We start from the raw sequence: 17,158 nt of genomic DNA on the forward strand, positions 1-17,158 counted from the left end.
TAGTTAAGAAAGTTAAAGGTCCATTTCTTGAATTGAAATGGACTTTTTTATTGGGTTAAAACAAAAAGGTTTATTTTTTTGTCTTATCTAAAAAAATCATGAACGTAAAACGAACCTTCGGAACCATATTAACCATTTTAGGTATTATCGGCTTAATTTACGCCGGATATGGCTTTGTTAACCACAATCAGAACAGCAGGGGATTGCTGGTTTATGGAATAATCGGATTAATTTTCTTTGTATCCGGAATTGGATTAGTAAAGAATACGAAGGATGAGAGTTAACCCTTCCTTCTAAATTTCCTTGATAAAACAAATAAGAGAATTGCCGCACCGATTGCAAGTGCTAAATAAATACCATCTTTAAAATTATCGGTTTGGTTTACCTGCAAAATAACAGCAGGCATATTATTGCTTCTTTTTGTTTTTGATAATCTGATACTGGCTAAAAGCTACAAGGCAACCTGCCAGAATAATAATACCCGCCGATAGTAAATTCTTTGGATTTTGCTGAATATAATATGCTGCTGCCAATACCAATATTACTGCGGCGATACCAATAATGTAATGAAGTATTAATCCTTTTTTCATAGCGCAAATATTCTGAAATAAACCGAGATTGATGTCGGAGAAAATTAATCTTTTAAACTGATTTTATTGTTATCGAATTTTAGCTGATGACCAATAAAATCAATATCTGTTAATTCTTTAATCCGTTTAAAAGCTCTGTGGCTATCATCAATGGTTAAGCGGTTAATTTTATCCTGCTGAACAGATACCACATCGGCGTATAGAAAATCGCCCTTTGAATTAATCTTAAGCTGGAGTAAAGGCGCAATTCCATTATTTCCTTTTAAGCTAAACATGCCATAAGTACAGAAATTACCCAAACTGTAGGCGATAAATTTGTTTTTATACACCTCAACTGCGCGGCTTACATGCGGGCCATGCCCTAAAACCACATCCGCACCAGCATCAATTACCGCATGTGCAAAAGCATAAACATTGCCTCTATTTTCTTTGTAAAAGATTTCGTTTTTGCGTGGCACATGTTCAAATCGGGCACCTTCGCCGCCACCGTGAAAAGACACAATTACAATATCGGCCATAGTTTTTAAGCGCGATACCAGTGCCTTAGCACTATCTATCTTATTTATAGATACCGTATTTTCGTTCGGGGCAAAAGCACAAAACGCATATTTAATACTGTCTTTTTCAAAAATTTCGAAGGGCTTGTTTACCTGTCCGGCGTAATGAATCTGTAAAGAATCTAAAATCCGTGCAGTATTTTTTCTTCCCCTCGTATCAAAATCGCCTACATGGTTATTGGCAATGCTCAGTACATTGAACCCTGCTTTTTTATAGATCGCGGCATAACGTTCGGGCATCCTGAAAGCGTAACAGCTATTTGGGTTAATGCCATTGCATTTATTAGAGTTCCCCGAATTCAGGAAACAGCCTTCCAGGTTACCAAAAACAATATCGCCTTTAAGCAAACTATCTACAGCCTGAAAGCTATTTACAGCATCGTCGGGAGGAAGGTTCGTTTTGGATGGAAAAGCCGACCCCAGCATAATATCGCCAACAGCGGTGATAGAAATCGTATCCTTTAACTTTCTAATTACCGTATCCTGTTTGGCTACTGGCGCAGTAATAACCTGAGCGTTGTTGCTGGTACAACCGATTAAAATAATAAGTGCAATGGGAAAGATTAAGATGGTGTTAATGAGCTTCATTAGGGATTCATTTTTTTAAGTAGTCATCTCGACTGGAACGTAGTGGAACGGAGAGATCTATCTTAACAGATTTCCCGACTACGTTTCACCCGATAGCTATCGGGTTCGCTCGAAATGACTGCTTGGGCTTGTAGTAAACAAAAAATCCTCCAAAATTTCTTCAGGAGGACTGTATATTTTAAGTTTTGAGAATTATAAACTGATAACTGTAAACTGCGACCTGATTATTCTACCGTAAACTCCTTCTTAAACGATTCCAGTACGCGCCCGCCCTTGTAAAAATAACGGCTGTAGTAAGGCTCGTTCAGGTTACTGATAACCACTCCGCGAGAACTTGATGCATGTGCAAATCTGTTATCGCCCAGATAGATACCTACGTGTGAAATACTTCTGCTTTTGATCTTAAAGAAAACAAGATCACCTTCTTTTAAATCTTCTTTAGACAAGGGATCTACCATGCTAAAAATATCGCGAGAATTTCTTCTGATAGTAGTGTTGAAAACTTTATCGTAAATCGCTTTAGTAAAAGCAGAGCAATCAATGCCTCTTTTGGTATTTCCACCATAACTATATGGCGTTCCGATCCACTCGTATATAAATTTGTATAGCTTTAAATTCGAAGTTGCATCTACTGCAACACCCATTACCTGCGAGAAATACTGCGATGCAAGATTATCGGGGTCATTTAATTCTTTACCAGATTCTTTTGTTTTAGTTTGCGCAAATGCTGCTGAGAGCGTGCAAATAGCGATTAGAGTAGAAAACAAAAATTTTTTAATCATGTTATACAGTTATGTTTGGGTATTCACTTACACATTAACGTACACCACATGGGCTTATTGTTGGTTGCCAAAAGTATTAATTATACAAATGTTATCCAAATGTTAGATGTTAAAAAGTAAAAGTTATTAACATTTCTATTTTCACGCAATCCTTTTTGAGTTAAATAATTGCTGAAAAATCATCTTTTGTCACAAAAATTTTTCCTTTCAACAGGCAGGCTAAAGCGCACAAAGTGGCAATATTTTAAATTATGTAAATAATAGCATACGCAAAATTAAATTTTAGAATAATTTAATTCCAGATTACGATAAAGGGTGTTGTTTTAATTATAAAAAATCGGCTTATAATCTTTACAAGATTAGAAAAGGCGATTCCCAATCATATTCAATTGTAAAACAAGTGTTAAATGTAATTTTATGGCCGGGAATATGATGTTTTTACACTCGAAAGTGCCAAAAATTACAATAAAAAAATTAGATTTGCTGTCGCAAAAAAACAAATACCCTAAAATGAGTGCAGTAGAAATAAATAAAGATACCTGGTTAAAGTGGTTTGAGTCGATGTTGCTGATGCGCAAGTTCGAAGAGAAAACTGGCCAGTTATACGGACAACAAAAAATACGTGGATTTTGTCATTTATACATTGGACAAGAAGCTGTAGTTGCAGGTGCAATATCTGCAATGCAAAAAGGCGATTCTATGATTACAACTTACCGTGATCATGCTCATGCTTTGGCTTTAGGCGTTAGTGCAGATAGCATTATGGCCGAAATGTATGGTAAAGCTACCGGCTGTTCTAAAGGTAAAGGTGGTTCAATGCACATGTTCAGTAAAGAGCATAACTTTTATGGTGGCCACGCCATTGTTGGAGGTCAGATTCCACTAGGTGCAGGTGTTGCTTTTGCAGAAAAATATAAAGGAACAGATAATGTTAACATTTGTTACATGGGCGATGGCGCTGTACGTCAGGGTGCATTAAACGAAACGTTTAACATGGCCATGTTATGGAAACTACCAGTAGTTTTTGTTTGCGAAAACAATGGTTACGCAATGGGTACTTCGGTACAACGTACTACCAACATGACCGATATTTATAAAATTGGTTTAGGTTTCGATATGCCTTGTGCTCCTGTTGACGGAATGGATCCGGTTGCGGTTCACAACGCAATGGACGAAGCCATCCAACGTGCACGTAAAGGTGAAGGACCAACTTTCTTAGAAATGAGAACTTACCGTTACCGCGGTCACTCCATGTCAGATCCGGCAAAATACCGTACTAAAGAAGAGTTAGAAGATTATAAAGCAAAAGATCCTGTTGAGTTTGCAAGAGAAACTATTTTGAAAGAAAAGTATGCAGACCAGGCCTGGATTGAAGAAGTAGAAGCTAAAGTTAAAGCTACAGTAGATCAGGCAGTGAAATTTGCCGAAGAATCTCCTTGGCCAGAGGCATCTGAGTTATACAAAGATGTTTATGTAACTGAGAACTACCCTTACGTAATGGACTAATATTAATAAGATTTCAATTAATTAGATATAATGGCTGATGTAATTAAAATGCCCAAAATGAGCGACACCATGACCGAAGGGGTTTTGGCGAAGTGGCATAAAAAAGTGGGCGATAAAGTGAAAAGCGGCGATGTTTTGGCAGAAGTAGAAACTGACAAGGCAACAATGGACATGGAATCTTATTGGGATGGTACCCTTTTATACGTAGGTGTAGAAGAAGGTCAGGCTGTTCCGGTTGATGCCATCATGGCCGTTATTGGTAAAGAAGGTGAAGATTATAAAGCTGCTTTAGCTGCTGAGCAAGGTGCGGCAGAAGGCGAAAAACCAAAAGCAGAAAGCACTGAAGCACCAAAAGAAGAAGCCGCTCCTGCTCAGGGTGGCGGATTAAGTGAAGAAGAATTAGCAGCAAAAGGCGTAACGGTAATCCGCATGCCTTTGTTAAGCGATACAATGACTGAAGGCGTAATTGCTGAATGGCATAAAAAAGTTGGTGATAAAGTAAAAGATGATGATGTTTTAGCTGATGTAGAAACCGATAAGGCAACTATGGAGGTTATGGGCTATGCAACCGGTACTTTATTACACATCGGTGTTGAAAAAGGTTCGGCAGCAAAAGTTAACGGCATTATTGCCATTGTTGGTCCTGAAGGTACTGATGTTAGCGGTATTTTAGCTGGCGGAGCTCAAAGCTCAAAACCTAAAACTGAAACTGAAAGCGCTGAAGCTCCGAAAGAAGAAAAACAAGCAACAACTGCTGCTGCAAGTTCATCTGCACCAGTTGCTGAAAGTTCATCAGCTGATAGCCGCGTTAAAGCATCTCCGTTAGCGAAGAAAATCGCTAAAGATAAAGGAATCGATTTATCGCAGGTTTCGGGTAGTGCTGAAGGTGGCCGTATCATTAAAAAAGATATCGAGAACTTCAAACCATCGGCTACTCCTCAGGCAGAAGCTCCGAAAGCAGGAAGTGCACCAGCTGCAGCTCCGGTAATTCCAACGTTTGTTGGTGAAGTTAAATTTACTGAAGCTCCTGTTTCGCAAATGCGTAAAGTTATTGCAAAACGTTTAGCTGAAAGCTTATTTACTGCTCCACACTTTTATTTAACAATCAGCATTGATATGGATAACGCAATGGCTGCCCGTACGGCAATCAATGCAGTTGCTCCAGTTAAAGTTTCTTTCAACGATATCGTTATTAAAGCGGTTGCTGTTGCATTGAAAAAACACCCAGCTGTTAACTCATCATGGGGTGGCGATAAAATCCGTTTCAACGAGCACACTAACATCGGTGTAGCTATGGCTGTTGAAGATGGTTTATTAGTACCTGTTGTGCGTTTTGCAGATGGTAAATCTTTATCGCACATCTCTGCAGAAGTTAAAGATTTTGGTGCAAAAGCTAAAGCTAAAAAATTACAACCGGCAGATTGGGAAGGTTCTACTTTCACTGTTTCTAACTTAGGTATGTTTGGTATCGATGAGTTTACCTCAATTATCAACTCTCCTGATGGTGCAATTTTATCAGTTGGTGCTATCCAGGCCATTCCTGTTGTTAAAAATGGTGCTGTTGTTCCAGGTAACGTAATGAAGTTAACTTTAGGTTGCGATCACCGTGTGGTTGATGGTGCAACCGGAGCAGCTTTCTTACAAACTTTAAAAGGTTTATTGGAAGAACCAATCAGATTATTAGCATAATCAGTTTTTAAAACTGAAAACATAAATTAAAGCCATCCCTAACCGGGGTGGCTTTTTTGCTTTGCGCCTGCCTTACAAAATGGCGTTTAATTTATTATTTTTGGTTAAACACTAACTTAAACCATATGAAGAAAATACTTCTTTTTACAGCCTGCATTGCTTCTTTATCTGCCTGCAAGCAAGGAACCAAATCTGATACCAGTACAGAAAACAAGGCATTTGCGAGCATGTGCGAGCAATACTATCAGGACGGTTTAAAGCTTAACCCAATCGGCGCAACTTATATTGGAGACGAGCGTTATGATGATCTCCTGCCAAACGATGGCTCACAGGCTTACATTAAAGCATACAAGGCATTTAACGAGCGTTATCTGGATAGCCTGGGTAAATACGACAGGGCAAACCTTAATGCCAATGATAAGCTCTCTTTCGACTATCTGAAAGATCAGTTAAGTATCAGTTTAGAAGGTTTAAAGTACCATTCAGAATATCTTCCGTTTAATCAAATGTTTGCCTTGCCTTTAACCATCGGTCAACTGGGTTCGGGTACCGGCGCACAACCCTTTAAAACGGTAAAAAATTATGAAAACTGGTTGAAACGTGCTGCTGCCTTTTCGGTTTGGGCTGATACAGCCATAGCCAACTTTAAAAAAGGTGAAGCCGCAGGTATTGTTTTGCCAAAAGCTTTGGTGGTTAAAATGATTCCACAGATGCAAAGTATGGTGGTTAGCACTCCTGAAAAAAGTTTATTTTATGGGCCAATTAATTCACTACCCGCTGATTTTTCTGCTGCTGATAAGCAAAAATTAACAGAAGCATATCGCAATGCTATCACCACCGTTATTGTACCTACGTATAAAAAACTGGCAGATTTTCTGCAAAACGAATATCTGCCGAAAGCAAGAAACACTTCTGGATGGTCTGCGATGCCAGGCGGTTTGGAGTGGTACACTTACCTTGTAAAACAACAAACCACTACAAATAAAACGCCCGAAGAGATTTATCAGACTGGCTTAAAAGAGGTAGCCCGTATAAAAGGGCAAATGGATAGCATCAAAAATTTGGTTGGTTTTAAGGGCGATTTAAAGGCCTTTTTCGAATACATGAAAACAGATAAAAAGTTCATGCCCTACAAAACGCCAAAAGAGGTATTGGCAGCTTTTGAAGACATTCATCAGCGCATGAAACCCAATTTGAAAAAGATGTTTGATGTGGAGCCTAAAACACCATTCGAAATCCGACAAACAGAGGCTTTCAGGGCAGCATCGGCCAGCGCTGAGTACAATCAGGGTTCGGCAGATGGAAAACGTCCGGGAATCTTTTATGTTCCGATTTTAGATGCCAAAACGTTCAATACTACTTCAGGTATGGAATCACTTTTTCTGCACGAAGCCATTCCTGGTCACCATTATCAGATCTCTTTAACTCAGGAAAATAAATCATTGCCTAATTTCCGCCGCTTTGGTGGCCATAATGCTTATGTAGAAGGTTGGGCACTCTATTGCGAATCGTTAGGAAAAGAATTGGGCTTATATCAGGATCCATACCAGCATATGGGTGCATTGGGCGATGAAATGCACCGTGCCATCCGCCTGGTGGTTGATGTGGCCATCCATACCAAAAACATGACCCGTGAGCAAGCCATTAAATATATGACCGACAATGAAGCCATCAGTACAGATGGGGCAACTGCAGAAATTGAACGTTACATGGGAATTCCGGCACAGGCATTGGGTTACAAAACCGGCGCAATGAAAATAAGGGAATTAAGAACCAAATATGAAAAGGAACTTGGATCAAAGTTCAAATTATCAGCTTTTCATACCGCTGTTTTAAAAGATGGCTCTTTCCCGCTTTCCGTTTTCGAAGCTAAGATGGATGCCTGGGCAGAAAGCCAGAAATAAATTTTTTAGCCTTTTTGCGAAGGGTTTAAATTTCGCAAAGATTGTAATTATTTAGCCTTGGGTTTAAACCCAAGGTTAAATTTTGCGATAACCTAAAACCCATCTCAATAAAAGAAAATTCTAAACCCTTTCGCACTTACTTTGTTAATTAATAAAACACCCTAGCCATGGATAAAGAAAAATTAATACAGGAAGCCTATTTGGTTGCGCATAAAATAGAAGAAAACGGAAACTTCCCTAATAATCCGGTTCTTCCTTTAATGGTTTACAAAGGCACCTTGAGGCTCCATCCGGATGACAATGAAGAAGTAATTAAAAAAGTTTTTGCGCAGAACGGATATACCAATGCCTGGGTTGATGGTATTTTTGATTATCACCATTACCATAGCAATACACACGAAGTAATGGGCGTATTTTGTGGCAAGGCCGATGTACAATTTGGTGGAGACCATGGTGTTTGCATTGAGCTCGATAAAGGCGATGTGGTGATTATTCCAGCAGGTGTAGCACATAAAAAACTCAACTCAACCGACGACTTTACCGTTGTGGGTGCTTATCCGAATGGAGCCGATTACAACATTAAATATGGCAAGGCCGATGAGCGCCCAGAGGCTGATGAAGATATTGCAAAAGTAAAAAATCCGGACAGCGACCCAGTTTATGGTAGCAAAGGGCATTTATTTGAATGCTGGTACAATCAAAATTGCGAAAATGTGTAAAACTCTTTCGTTGTAACCGTCTAAAATTCTTTAATTTTCGGGTTTTAAATACACTATCCCCGATATAAATGAATTTTCGATATATATGTTCCGCATTAGCCCTCTCCGTAACTTTAATAACTGCCTGCTCAAGCAAAAAATCTGAAGAGAAAAAGGCCGCCGAAAAAAAAATACGCACAAAAGACGATGACAAAGCCGATAGTCTGTTATTGGTTTACAACCCACAAAAAGGGGATAAGTGGATTGCTGATTTTGTAGATAACCTGCACAGAAAATTTGGTTTCAACGGCAATATGCTAGTGGCCAAAGATGGTAAAATCCTTTACGAAAAAGCCGTTGGCTGGGCCGATTACCTGCACCGTGATAGCTTAACCATTAACTCAGAATTTGAGCTGGCTTCTATTACTAAAACGTTTACAGGTACCGCTATCATGCAATTGGTAGAGGCGGGAAAACTTTCATTGAACGATAACGTTAAGAAATTCTACCCCAACTTCCCTTATGAAGGCATCACCGTAAAGCTCCTGCTTTCGCACCGCAGCGGTATGATGAACTATGTGTATTTCATTGATGATATCTGGCGCAAGGAAAAACGCAACATGAAAAAAGGCGTAACCAACCAGGAGGTAATGAACGTAATTGCCGAAAGGAAACCTAATCCATATACTAAACCCGATAACCGTTTCCACTACAACAACTCTAACTTTATGGTACTGGGTGCCATTATTGAAAAAGTTACCGGTCAGCGCTATTCGCAATACATGATGGAACATGTATTTAAACCTGCAGGCTTAAAACATACCCATGTCTATAGCACTACTGAATACGAAAAAATACCCGTTGATGTAGTTGGACATGACCGCAATAGCTTTAGATATTCTGTTGCGCAAAACTTTTTGGATGGGCCTGTTGGAGATAAAGGTATTTACAGCACGGTACACGATTTAGTATTATTTGATAAATACCTGAAAAACGGAAGATTACTCACCAAAAAGAGTCTCGATTCGGCCTATGTAGGTCGTAATAAACCTATAAACGGCCATTTTAACTACGGTTATGGCTGGAGAATGTTCGATGGTGAAAATATGGATAAAGTGGTTTATCACACAGGATGGTGGCACGGTTTTCGCCACATTTACGTTAGAGATTTAAATAAGAATATTGTTATTATATTTTTAGGTAATTTAACTAATGGCAGTTTAATGCATTTGGATGAGCTATACAAGCATTTTAATATGCCAGTTATACGTAAGGGAGCGTACCATGGTAATGGAAGTTTGCCAGGCTCGGATGAAGATTAACTGCGATTAATTTCTCTTTGAGAGATATACATTTTACAGAATTAACGTTTAATATAAAATAAAAGACACAAAGGTATGTTCGATAAATTATTCGCGGCTCAACAAAAAGCTGAAGAAATTAAAAAGCGTTTAGATACCATATCGGTATATGGTGAGGTTGAAAACGGTGCCATTAAAATTACTGCAACAGCAAATAAAGCCATCACAGGCATTGCTATAGATGAGGACTTTTTGAAGAATGCAGATAAAGAAGAGCTAGAAGAACTGCTTCTTACTGCCATTAATAAAGCCTTAATCAGTGCCGAACAGGTAAGTGCAGCCGAAATGCAGGCTTCAGCACAGGATATGCTGGGCGGCTTAGGTGGCATGTTCGGACAATAAGAAATTAAGCTCCTCGTACCAGATACTTGCAACAACAATTATGAAATATACATATTACGGCCAATCATGTTTTTTGCTCGAAACTACTAGCAAAAAACTCTTATTCGATCCTTTCATTTCGCAGAATCCGCTGGCCAAAAACATAGATATTAAGGCTATTGAAGCCGATTATATATTGGTAAGCCATGGTCACGGTGATCACGTAGCTGATTTGGTAGCTTTAGCGAAACAAACCCAGGCAACTGTAATTGCGATGCCCGAAGTAACCGACTGGGCTAGCAAACAAGGTGTAGAAAAAGTACACGGAATGAACTTTGGCAAATTTACTTTTGATTGGGGAACAGTACGCATGGTACCTGCTACGCATTCTTCAGGGCTGCCTGACGGAAGTTATGGTGGTAACCCTGCAGGCTTTGTTTTAGAAGCAGATGGTAAACAAATCTATTTTGCCGGCGATACCGGTCTAACCATTGAAATGAAGGTTTTAGCCGACATCTACAATTTAGACTATGCCATTTTACCAATTGGCGGTAACTATACTATGGATGTAGATGATGCATTGGTTGCTACCAAATATTTCGATTGCGACAAGGTAATTGGCGTACATTACAATACCTTTCCGGTTATTGAAATCGATACAGCTGTAGCTTTAGATAAGTTTAAACGCGAAAATAAAACCTTATTGTTGCCAGAGATAGGTGAGACGATAAGTTTATAGTTTTATACGGATTACAAATCCATAGTTCGAACGGCAGTGATTGCAAATCACGACCAACATAATGTAGTGTCGTCATTTCGACTGAAGTGCAACGAAATGGAGAGATCTGCCTAGAGACAGATCTCTCCATTTTGCTTCAGATAAAAAAATCGGTTATCTCAATCGAGATCACGGCGGTTTTATCCGCACGCACCAAAATAAAAAAGGGTCCCGATTTGCACCGGGACCCTTTCAAATTATAAAACCTAAACCTAGTTCTTTTTAGCAGCGGCTTTGTTTGCTTTATAACGCATATCAGCTGTACCATCTTTTTTAGTTGGGCCAGCAACCTTAGTTACTGCTTTTGCTTTATTTTCTTTAAAACGCATATCAGGCGTACCATCTGCTTTTACTTTAGCAGCTGTGGTAGTGGTTTTAGTTTCTACTTTTTTTGCCGATTGCTTAACGCCTGCTTTAACAGGAGCTACAGTAGTTTTTACTTCTTTTTTAACTACAGTTTTAGCTTTAGCTGGTGCTGTAGTGGCAGGGGTTTGAGCAAATGCTGTTGTTAAACCAAATGCTGCGATTGCGATTAAACTCAATAACTTTTTCATACTCTTTGATTTTGTTTTTTTAGTGGTTAGAAGCGTCTTCGTTTTACTCCGAGATTTCGCCTTTTCGATTTTTATTTTACTCGTTTATTTTGTTGATATAAAGTTCATTATTCGGAATGAAGATTTAATGAAGATAACGAATATTTTTATTTTCTAATAACCGATGCCACTCAAAGTAAAATTTATGTTGATGTTATATTTTGTACGTGTAGGCTTATTCAGTAGTGTACCCGGAATCCACTTTGGAAAAGTTTTTACAATCCTCAACGCCTCTTCACCCAAGCTTTTATTTGGAGAACGCGTTAGGGTTATATCTTCCAAATTACCAAACTCATTTACAATAAAAGAAAGAAAAACTCGCCCCTGAGCCCTTTCCTTGAGGGCTAATTCAGGGTATTTTAAGCCCTTTGCTATAAATTGATATAATTTATTTATGCCTCCAGGAAAGCTAGGTTCTTTTTGCAATTTATTCATCGATGTTGGCTTCCCTTCAATATCAAAATATGAGGTATCTGTTAAATTGCTCTTTTCATCATACACTTCTTTTATTGCCAGGTTACCATTATCATAAAAAACCTTCCTTTCGCCAACATGTTTATTATTCATATAATTTGTTTCTGAATAAATTGAAGAATTTGGCCAATAAAAAACAGAAGGCCCATTCAACTCATTATTCAAATACATTTCAGAACTTAGGGCAACCCCCGTAGAATCGTAGCTAAGCCATGCACCAGATTTATTATTATTAATATAAATCCCTTTCATAAATGCTCTTCCATTTTTATATTCCAGGTAATATCCGTTCAGCACCGTTAATAGCGAATCTGAAAAAGTTTCTCTTTTCATAATTACGAAATTTTTGTCAGATGTTATTCTTATCCAGGTTGTACTATCTTTTTTAAATATTTTATATATCGAGGTTGCTTTACTAATCTTTTTTGTGGGGATTCCGTTAAAGTTATAAGTAATTAAAGTATCACTTTTTTGAGCCAGGCATCCAAACGAAATAAAGCAGGCAAAGAGCGTAATGAGCGTTTTCATACTAGTGTGCCGCCAACCAGTTATCGCCTTCGCCTATTTCTACAACAATGGGTACGGTAAGTTTAATGGCATTGGTCATTTTATCCTGGATAATGGCTTTCATGGCTTCCTTTTCTGTTTTCAGTACATCGAAAACCAACTCATCATGCACTTGCATGGTCATGGTCGATTTTAAATTTTGTGCCTTCATCTCTTTGTGGATATTGATCATAGCAATCTTGATCATATCGGCTGCAGAACCCTGAATAGGTGCATTAATGGCATTTCGCTCCGCAAATCCCCTTACAGTTTGGTTAGCAGAGTTAATGTCTCTTAAATAGCGCCTTCTTCCCATGATCGTTTCAACAAAACCATTTTCGCGGGCAAAGTTCATGGTATCGCTCATGTATTGTTTAATACCAGGATACTGCGTAAAATACTGCTCAATAATTTCGGCGGCTTCTTTACGCGGAATACCCAGATTTTGCGATAAACCAAAAGCCGATTGACCGTAAATGATACCAAAGTTCACCGCCTTGGCATTTCTACGCTGCGTACCATCTACTTCCTCAATACTTACGCCATATACTTTTGCAGCGGTAGCGGTATGAATATCAATGCCTTTGTTAAATGCATCGAGCATATTTTGTTCCTTGCTGATTTCTGCTATGATACGCAACTCGATTTGCGAATAATCGGCAGATAACAGCATGTGGTTTTCATCACGAGCAATAAAGGCCTTGCGCACTTCCCGTCCACGTTCGGTGCGGACCGGAATATTCTGCAAGTTCGGGTTGTTGGAACTTAAGCGTCCGGTTGCTGCTACAGCCTGGTTGTAAGAAGTGTGAACCCTGCCGGTTTTAGGATTAACCATTAGTGGCAGTGCATCCACATAAGTTGATTTAAGCTTCTGCAACTGGCGGAAATCCAGAATGTCCTGTACAATATCACTTTTACTTGCCAAAGCGGTTAAAACATCCTCACCGGTTTGGTATTGCCCTGTTTTGGTTTTTTTTGCTTTGGGATCTAGCTGCAGTTTATCAAATAAAACTTCGCCCAGTTGTTTTGGCGAAGCCAGGTTAAATTTAATCCCTGCCTTATCATAAACATTCTGCTCAAACTTAATAATATCGGTTTCAAGCTCTTTAGAATAAGCCTTCAAGGTTTCAATATCAATCCGAACCCCTTCCTTTTCGATATCAGCCAGTACATATACCAAAGGATTTTCAATTTCTTCGGCCAGTTTGGCTGCGTTCAGTTCGGTTAATTTCGGTTCGAATACATGTGCCAGTTGCAAAGTAACATCGGCATCTTCTGCGGCATAATCAACCACATCAATTACGGCAACATCGCGCATGTTCAATTGCCCTTTTCCTTTTGGCCCAATCAGCTTAGTAATGGATATCGGCGAATAACCGAGGTAATTTTCCGACAAAACATCCATTCCATGACGGGTATCGGGATCAATTAAGTAGTGCGCCAGCATGGTATCAAAAAGTTTTCCTTTTACCTCCACGCCATACCATTTCAATACTAAAATATCGTATTTGGTATTTTGACCAATCTTTTCAATGTTTTCATCTTCCAGCACAACCCTAAACTCATCTACAATGGCCTGCGCTTCTTCGCGAACAGCCGAAACCGGAATATAGTAACCTGTACCCGGCTTTACCGAGAACGAAAGACCAACCAGGTCTGCCATATTCGCATCAGTACCGGTTGTTTCGGTATCGAACGAAATCCGTTTCTCGGCCTGTAACAACTTAATTAATGCAGCACGTTGCTCAGCAGTATCAACCAGCTGATAATCGTGCGTAGTATTTTCTATGCTCTTAGCAGGCAATTTTTCTTCTGGTTCTTCTTCAAGCGTATTGGTATACTGAATTACCTCTCCAGACTGGTTGCCAAACAAATCAGTTTGTGTACCTTCCTGAAACTTGGCCGTAGTAACCGAAAACTCATCACCAAAAACCCTGCGACCCAGCGTTCTGAATTCCAATTCTGTAAACAAAGGATCCAATAAATCGCGGCTTGGATCGCAAAGTTCTAAACTTTCCTCATCCAACTCAACCGGAACATCCAATAAAATGGTAGCCAGTTTTTTCGAAATCAAACCTTGTTCGGCAAAGTTCTCTACATTTTCCCGTTGTTTGCCTTTTAACTCGTGCGAGTTGGCAATAATATTTTCCATCGTGCCATATTGCTTAATTAAAAGCTTGGCCGTTTTTTCACCAATTCCAGGAATGCCGGGGATGTTATCTACCGCATCGCCCCATAAGCCCAAAATATCAATAACCTGATCTACCCGTTCTATTTCCCATTTAGCCAGAATTTCTTTTACACCAAGTATTTCCATATCGTTGCCCATACGTGCGGGCTTGTAAATGAAAATATTTTCGGATACCAATTGTCCGAAATCCTTATCAGGTGTCATGCAGTATACCTGGTATCCTTTTTTCTCTGCTTTTTTGGCCAGTGTACCGATAATATCGTCGGCCTCATAACCATCGGAGGTAATTACAGGAATGTTAAAGCCAGTAATTAGTTTAACTACATAGGGCATGGCAGCGGCCAAATCTTCGGGCATGGCCTGGCGCTGGGCTTTATAAGCTTCGAAAGTGGTATGTCTTTCGGTAGGGGCTTCGGTATCAAAAACCACCGCAATATGTGTTGGTTTCTCTTTCTTTAAAACATCGAGCAAAGTATTGGTAAAGCCCATTACCGCCGAGGTATTGATTCCTGTTGAAGTAAAGCGTGGATTTTTACTTAATGCAAAATGCGCTCTGTACATTAGCGCCATACCGTCGAGAAGAAAGAGTTTTTTCATATTATGATTACACCGATTTTGTGATAGCTTCGATAAACTGATTTATCGGATTGTTAAAGATCAAAGTTAACAATCTATAGAACTAATAATATGAAATTTTATGAACTGTATCTCAAAACCGGTAAAATTGCCTTATTTTTAAAAAACCGAATGGATATGAAAAAAGCCCTAACGCTGATTATACTTATTTTTACTACTACATACGCCATCCATGCCCAGGATTTTATCGTTAAAAATAACGATGACGTAATTCGTGGCACCATAAAAGGCACCGATTACTTTTCAGTTTTTATTAGTGCTAATGATGAAGCCGATGTAATATTACCAGCTAAAGACATCAAGAATTTTTTCTGGAACGGCGATAGCTTCGTCAGTAAAGGTTTTGCAAACGGACGCAATTTCGAATACCGTTTTGTAAAAGTAATCGAGATGGGCACCGTTAACCTTTATTCGTTTGGAGGTGGTACGCTTGTTCCGGCCGTGAAAGAAAAAAAGGTAAAATTCAGACCTTCCATTGGCATTGGCACCGGGACCGGAGGCTTTGGTGGCACGGGAATGGGTGGTGGAATCAGCATTGGAGGCGGTAACAATTCGGCTCCCGAACGACCAGCAGGTGCACCTGCTGTACGTTATTTCATCGAAAAACCTGGAGCTGGACCGCTACAAGAAGTGCCCATGAAAGCCATAACCGATGATGCTAAAAAAGTTGAGGTTAAAAATATCCTATTACAAAAAATGGGCGATCAGCCTGCCCTAAAAGCCAAAGTGGAAACCAGCGCCGAATTTAACAGCCGTGATGTAATTAATTTTGTAAAAGAATATAATTCGATCAAGAAATAACAGCAACCTATTCCTGAATGTTCTTTTTGTAAATTTCTAAACTGATTGGATGATCATTTTTAATCTCGCAATTCCATAAAGTTTCCTGATAAATAAAGCCTAGCTTTTTCACTAGTTTTTTACTGTTATTGTTCTCTGTTTCAACCAACGCTACAATTTTCGCCAGGTTTAACACTTTCGATGCATAACCAAACACTGCAGCGGCTGCTTCTTTTATGATGCCCAGGCCCCAATATTCGGGCAATAACCAGAAACCTATTTCGGCCCTTTGATCAGATTTGCTTAAATCATTAAATCCGATGGACCCCAATAAACTCAGCGTTTTTTTATCGCAAATTGCCCACCACATACCCGTTTCATTTTCCTGAATTTCACGAAACCAGCTTAGTTGACTGTTGGTTTCCTCAAGTGTAGAGTAATTTACACCATAATAACGGATTACATCGGGGTGCGATAATCCTTCAAAAACAAATGGCAGGTCATCAGGACAAAATTGCCTCAGTAAAAACCTGTCGGTATGTAATGTAGCCGGTGCAAACATTATCTGGCACAGCAGTTTAACAAATGATCATTCACCATTCCGGTTGCCTGCATGTGTGCATAACAAATGGCAGTACCAAAAAATTTAAAACCACGCTTTTTCATGTCTTTGCTAATGCGGTCAGACAATTCAGTACGCGGAGGTACATCACTCATTTTTTCGATGGGATTTAAAATCGGTTTTCCGTCTGGCACAAAATTCCACATGTATTTGGAAAAACTGCCAAATTCTTTCTGGATTTCGATAAATAACCTGGCATTGGTTATGGCCCCATTCACTTTTAAACGGTTCCGGATAATGCCTTCGTCGTTCATCAACCTTTCTACATCCTTTTCAGTAAAAGCAGCAACTTTTTCTACCTCAAAACCGGCAAAAGCCTTTCGATAATTTTCGCGCCTGCGGAGAATGGTAATCCAGCTTAAACCTGCCTGCGCGCCTTCCAGTATCAGAAACTCGAATAAAATCTTGTCGTCGTAAACGGGTTTACCCCACTCTTCATCGTGGTATTTAATGTACAGCGGATCGGAACCGGCCCAGGAGCAGCGGATTGATGAATCTTGAGTCATATTAGGCGAATTTTGAAGGTTAAATTATAAATTAAT

At 39.3% G+C, this 17,158-nt stretch carries 17 protein-coding genes; 9 read left to right on the forward strand and 8 right to left on the reverse strand.

The window, feature by feature from the left end; all coding sequences use genetic code 11:
- Nucleotides 1–98 precede the first annotated feature (98 nt).
- Nucleotides 99–284 carry a hypothetical protein gene (locus tag HWV58_RS08095; RefSeq protein WP_175633620.1) on the forward strand — a complete coding sequence of 62 codons (186 nt, stop codon included), beginning with the start codon at nt 99–101 and terminating at the stop codon, nt 282–284.
- Nucleotides 285–407: 123 nt separating this feature from the next.
- Here the strand turns inward: HWV58_RS08095 and HWV58_RS08100 are convergent, their stop codons facing one another.
- The 3 genes from HWV58_RS08100 to HWV58_RS08110 form a co-directional block, all read right to left on the reverse strand.
- A complete protein-coding gene (locus HWV58_RS08100; RefSeq protein ID WP_175633621.1) occupies nt 408–590 on the reverse strand; it encodes a hypothetical protein in 183 nt (60 codons plus the stop codon).
- Nucleotides 591–634: 44 nt separating this feature from the next.
- Nucleotides 635–1,735, reverse strand: a complete 1,101-nt coding sequence (locus HWV58_RS08105) for a CapA family protein (protein WP_175633622.1) — start codon at nt 1,733–1,735, stop codon at nt 635–637.
- Nucleotides 1,736–1,959: 224 nt separating this feature from the next.
- Complete coding sequence (locus HWV58_RS08110; RefSeq protein WP_029274974.1) at nt 1,960–2,517, reverse strand: C40 family peptidase; 558 nt, start codon at nt 2,515–2,517, stop codon at nt 1,960–1,962.
- A 510-nt stretch (nt 2,518–3,027) separates the two neighbouring features.
- On the opposite strand from HWV58_RS08110, the gene pdhA reads away from it, so the two are divergent.
- From pdhA to HWV58_RS08145, 7 genes are all read left to right on the forward strand, one after another.
- Nucleotides 3,028–4,023, forward strand: a complete 996-nt coding sequence (gene pdhA, locus HWV58_RS08115; protein ID WP_124562009.1) for a pyruvate dehydrogenase (acetyl-transferring) E1 component subunit alpha — start codon at nt 3,028–3,030, stop codon at nt 4,021–4,023.
- A gap of 30 nt (nt 4,024–4,053) precedes the next feature.
- Nucleotides 4,054–5,712: a dihydrolipoamide acetyltransferase family protein gene (locus HWV58_RS08120; protein WP_175633623.1), complete on the forward strand. Its 1,659-nt coding sequence runs from the start codon at nt 4,054–4,056 to the stop codon at nt 5,710–5,712.
- 125 nt (nt 5,713–5,837) lie between these two features.
- The gene (locus HWV58_RS08125) at nt 5,838–7,616 is read left to right on the forward strand and encodes a DUF885 domain-containing protein (protein ID WP_175633624.1); all 1,779 of its coding nucleotides are present in this window, start codon (nt 5,838–5,840) and stop codon (nt 7,614–7,616) included.
- Nucleotides 7,617–7,783: 167 nt separating this feature from the next.
- Entirely contained in the window at nt 7,784–8,335 is a 552-nt protein-coding gene (locus HWV58_RS08130) for a cupin domain-containing protein (RefSeq protein WP_175633625.1), read from the forward strand.
- A 68-nt stretch (nt 8,336–8,403) separates the two neighbouring features.
- Nucleotides 8,404–9,636 carry a serine hydrolase domain-containing protein gene (locus tag HWV58_RS08135; protein WP_175633626.1) on the forward strand — a complete coding sequence of 411 codons (1,233 nt, stop codon included), beginning with the start codon at nt 8,404–8,406 and terminating at the stop codon, nt 9,634–9,636.
- Between the two features lie 75 nt (nt 9,637–9,711).
- Complete coding sequence (locus HWV58_RS08140) at nt 9,712–10,017, forward strand: YbaB/EbfC family nucleoid-associated protein (protein ID WP_124562004.1); 306 nt, start codon at nt 9,712–9,714, stop codon at nt 10,015–10,017.
- Nucleotides 10,018–10,057: 40 nt separating this feature from the next.
- Nucleotides 10,058–10,735, forward strand: a complete 678-nt coding sequence (locus tag HWV58_RS08145; RefSeq protein WP_175633627.1) for a metal-dependent hydrolase — start codon at nt 10,058–10,060, stop codon at nt 10,733–10,735.
- A gap of 251 nt (nt 10,736–10,986) precedes the next feature.
- Here HWV58_RS08145 and HWV58_RS08150 read toward each other — a convergent pair whose 3' ends face one another.
- From HWV58_RS08150 to polA, 3 genes are all read right to left on the reverse strand, one after another.
- A complete protein-coding gene (locus HWV58_RS08150; RefSeq protein ID WP_175633628.1) occupies nt 10,987–11,328 on the reverse strand; it encodes a hypothetical protein in 342 nt (113 codons plus the stop codon).
- Between the two features lie 153 nt (nt 11,329–11,481).
- On the reverse strand, nt 11,482–12,369 hold the full coding sequence (locus HWV58_RS08155; protein ID WP_175633629.1) for an energy transducer TonB: 888 nt from the start codon (nt 12,367–12,369) through the stop codon (nt 11,482–11,484).
- A 1-nt stretch (nt 12,370) separates the two neighbouring features.
- A complete protein-coding gene (gene polA / locus HWV58_RS08160) occupies nt 12,371–15,175 on the reverse strand; it encodes a DNA polymerase I (protein ID WP_175633630.1) in 2,805 nt (934 codons plus the stop codon).
- A 156-nt stretch (nt 15,176–15,331) separates the two neighbouring features.
- On the opposite strand from polA, the gene HWV58_RS08165 reads away from it, so the two are divergent.
- Nucleotides 15,332–16,015, forward strand: a complete 684-nt coding sequence (locus HWV58_RS08165) for a hypothetical protein (RefSeq protein ID WP_175633631.1) — start codon at nt 15,332–15,334, stop codon at nt 16,013–16,015.
- A 7-nt stretch (nt 16,016–16,022) separates the two neighbouring features.
- On the opposite strand, the gene HWV58_RS08170 is transcribed toward HWV58_RS08165, so the two are convergent.
- Nucleotides 16,023–16,556: a GNAT family N-acetyltransferase gene (locus tag HWV58_RS08170; RefSeq protein WP_175633632.1), complete on the reverse strand. Its 534-nt coding sequence runs from the start codon at nt 16,554–16,556 to the stop codon at nt 16,023–16,025.
- Nucleotides 16,556–17,122 carry a DNA-3-methyladenine glycosylase I gene (locus HWV58_RS08175; RefSeq protein WP_175633633.1) on the reverse strand — a complete coding sequence of 189 codons (567 nt, stop codon included), beginning with the start codon at nt 17,120–17,122 and terminating at the stop codon, nt 16,556–16,558. The genes HWV58_RS08170 and HWV58_RS08175 overlap by 1 nt, the downstream gene beginning before the upstream one ends.
- Nucleotides 17,123–17,158 lie beyond the last annotated feature (36 nt).

It is taken from the genome of Pedobacter ghigonis (assembly GCF_903166585.1).
In the GTDB taxonomy this organism is placed as follows: Bacteria; Bacteroidota; Bacteroidia; order Sphingobacteriales; family Sphingobacteriaceae; genus Pedobacter; species Pedobacter ghigonis.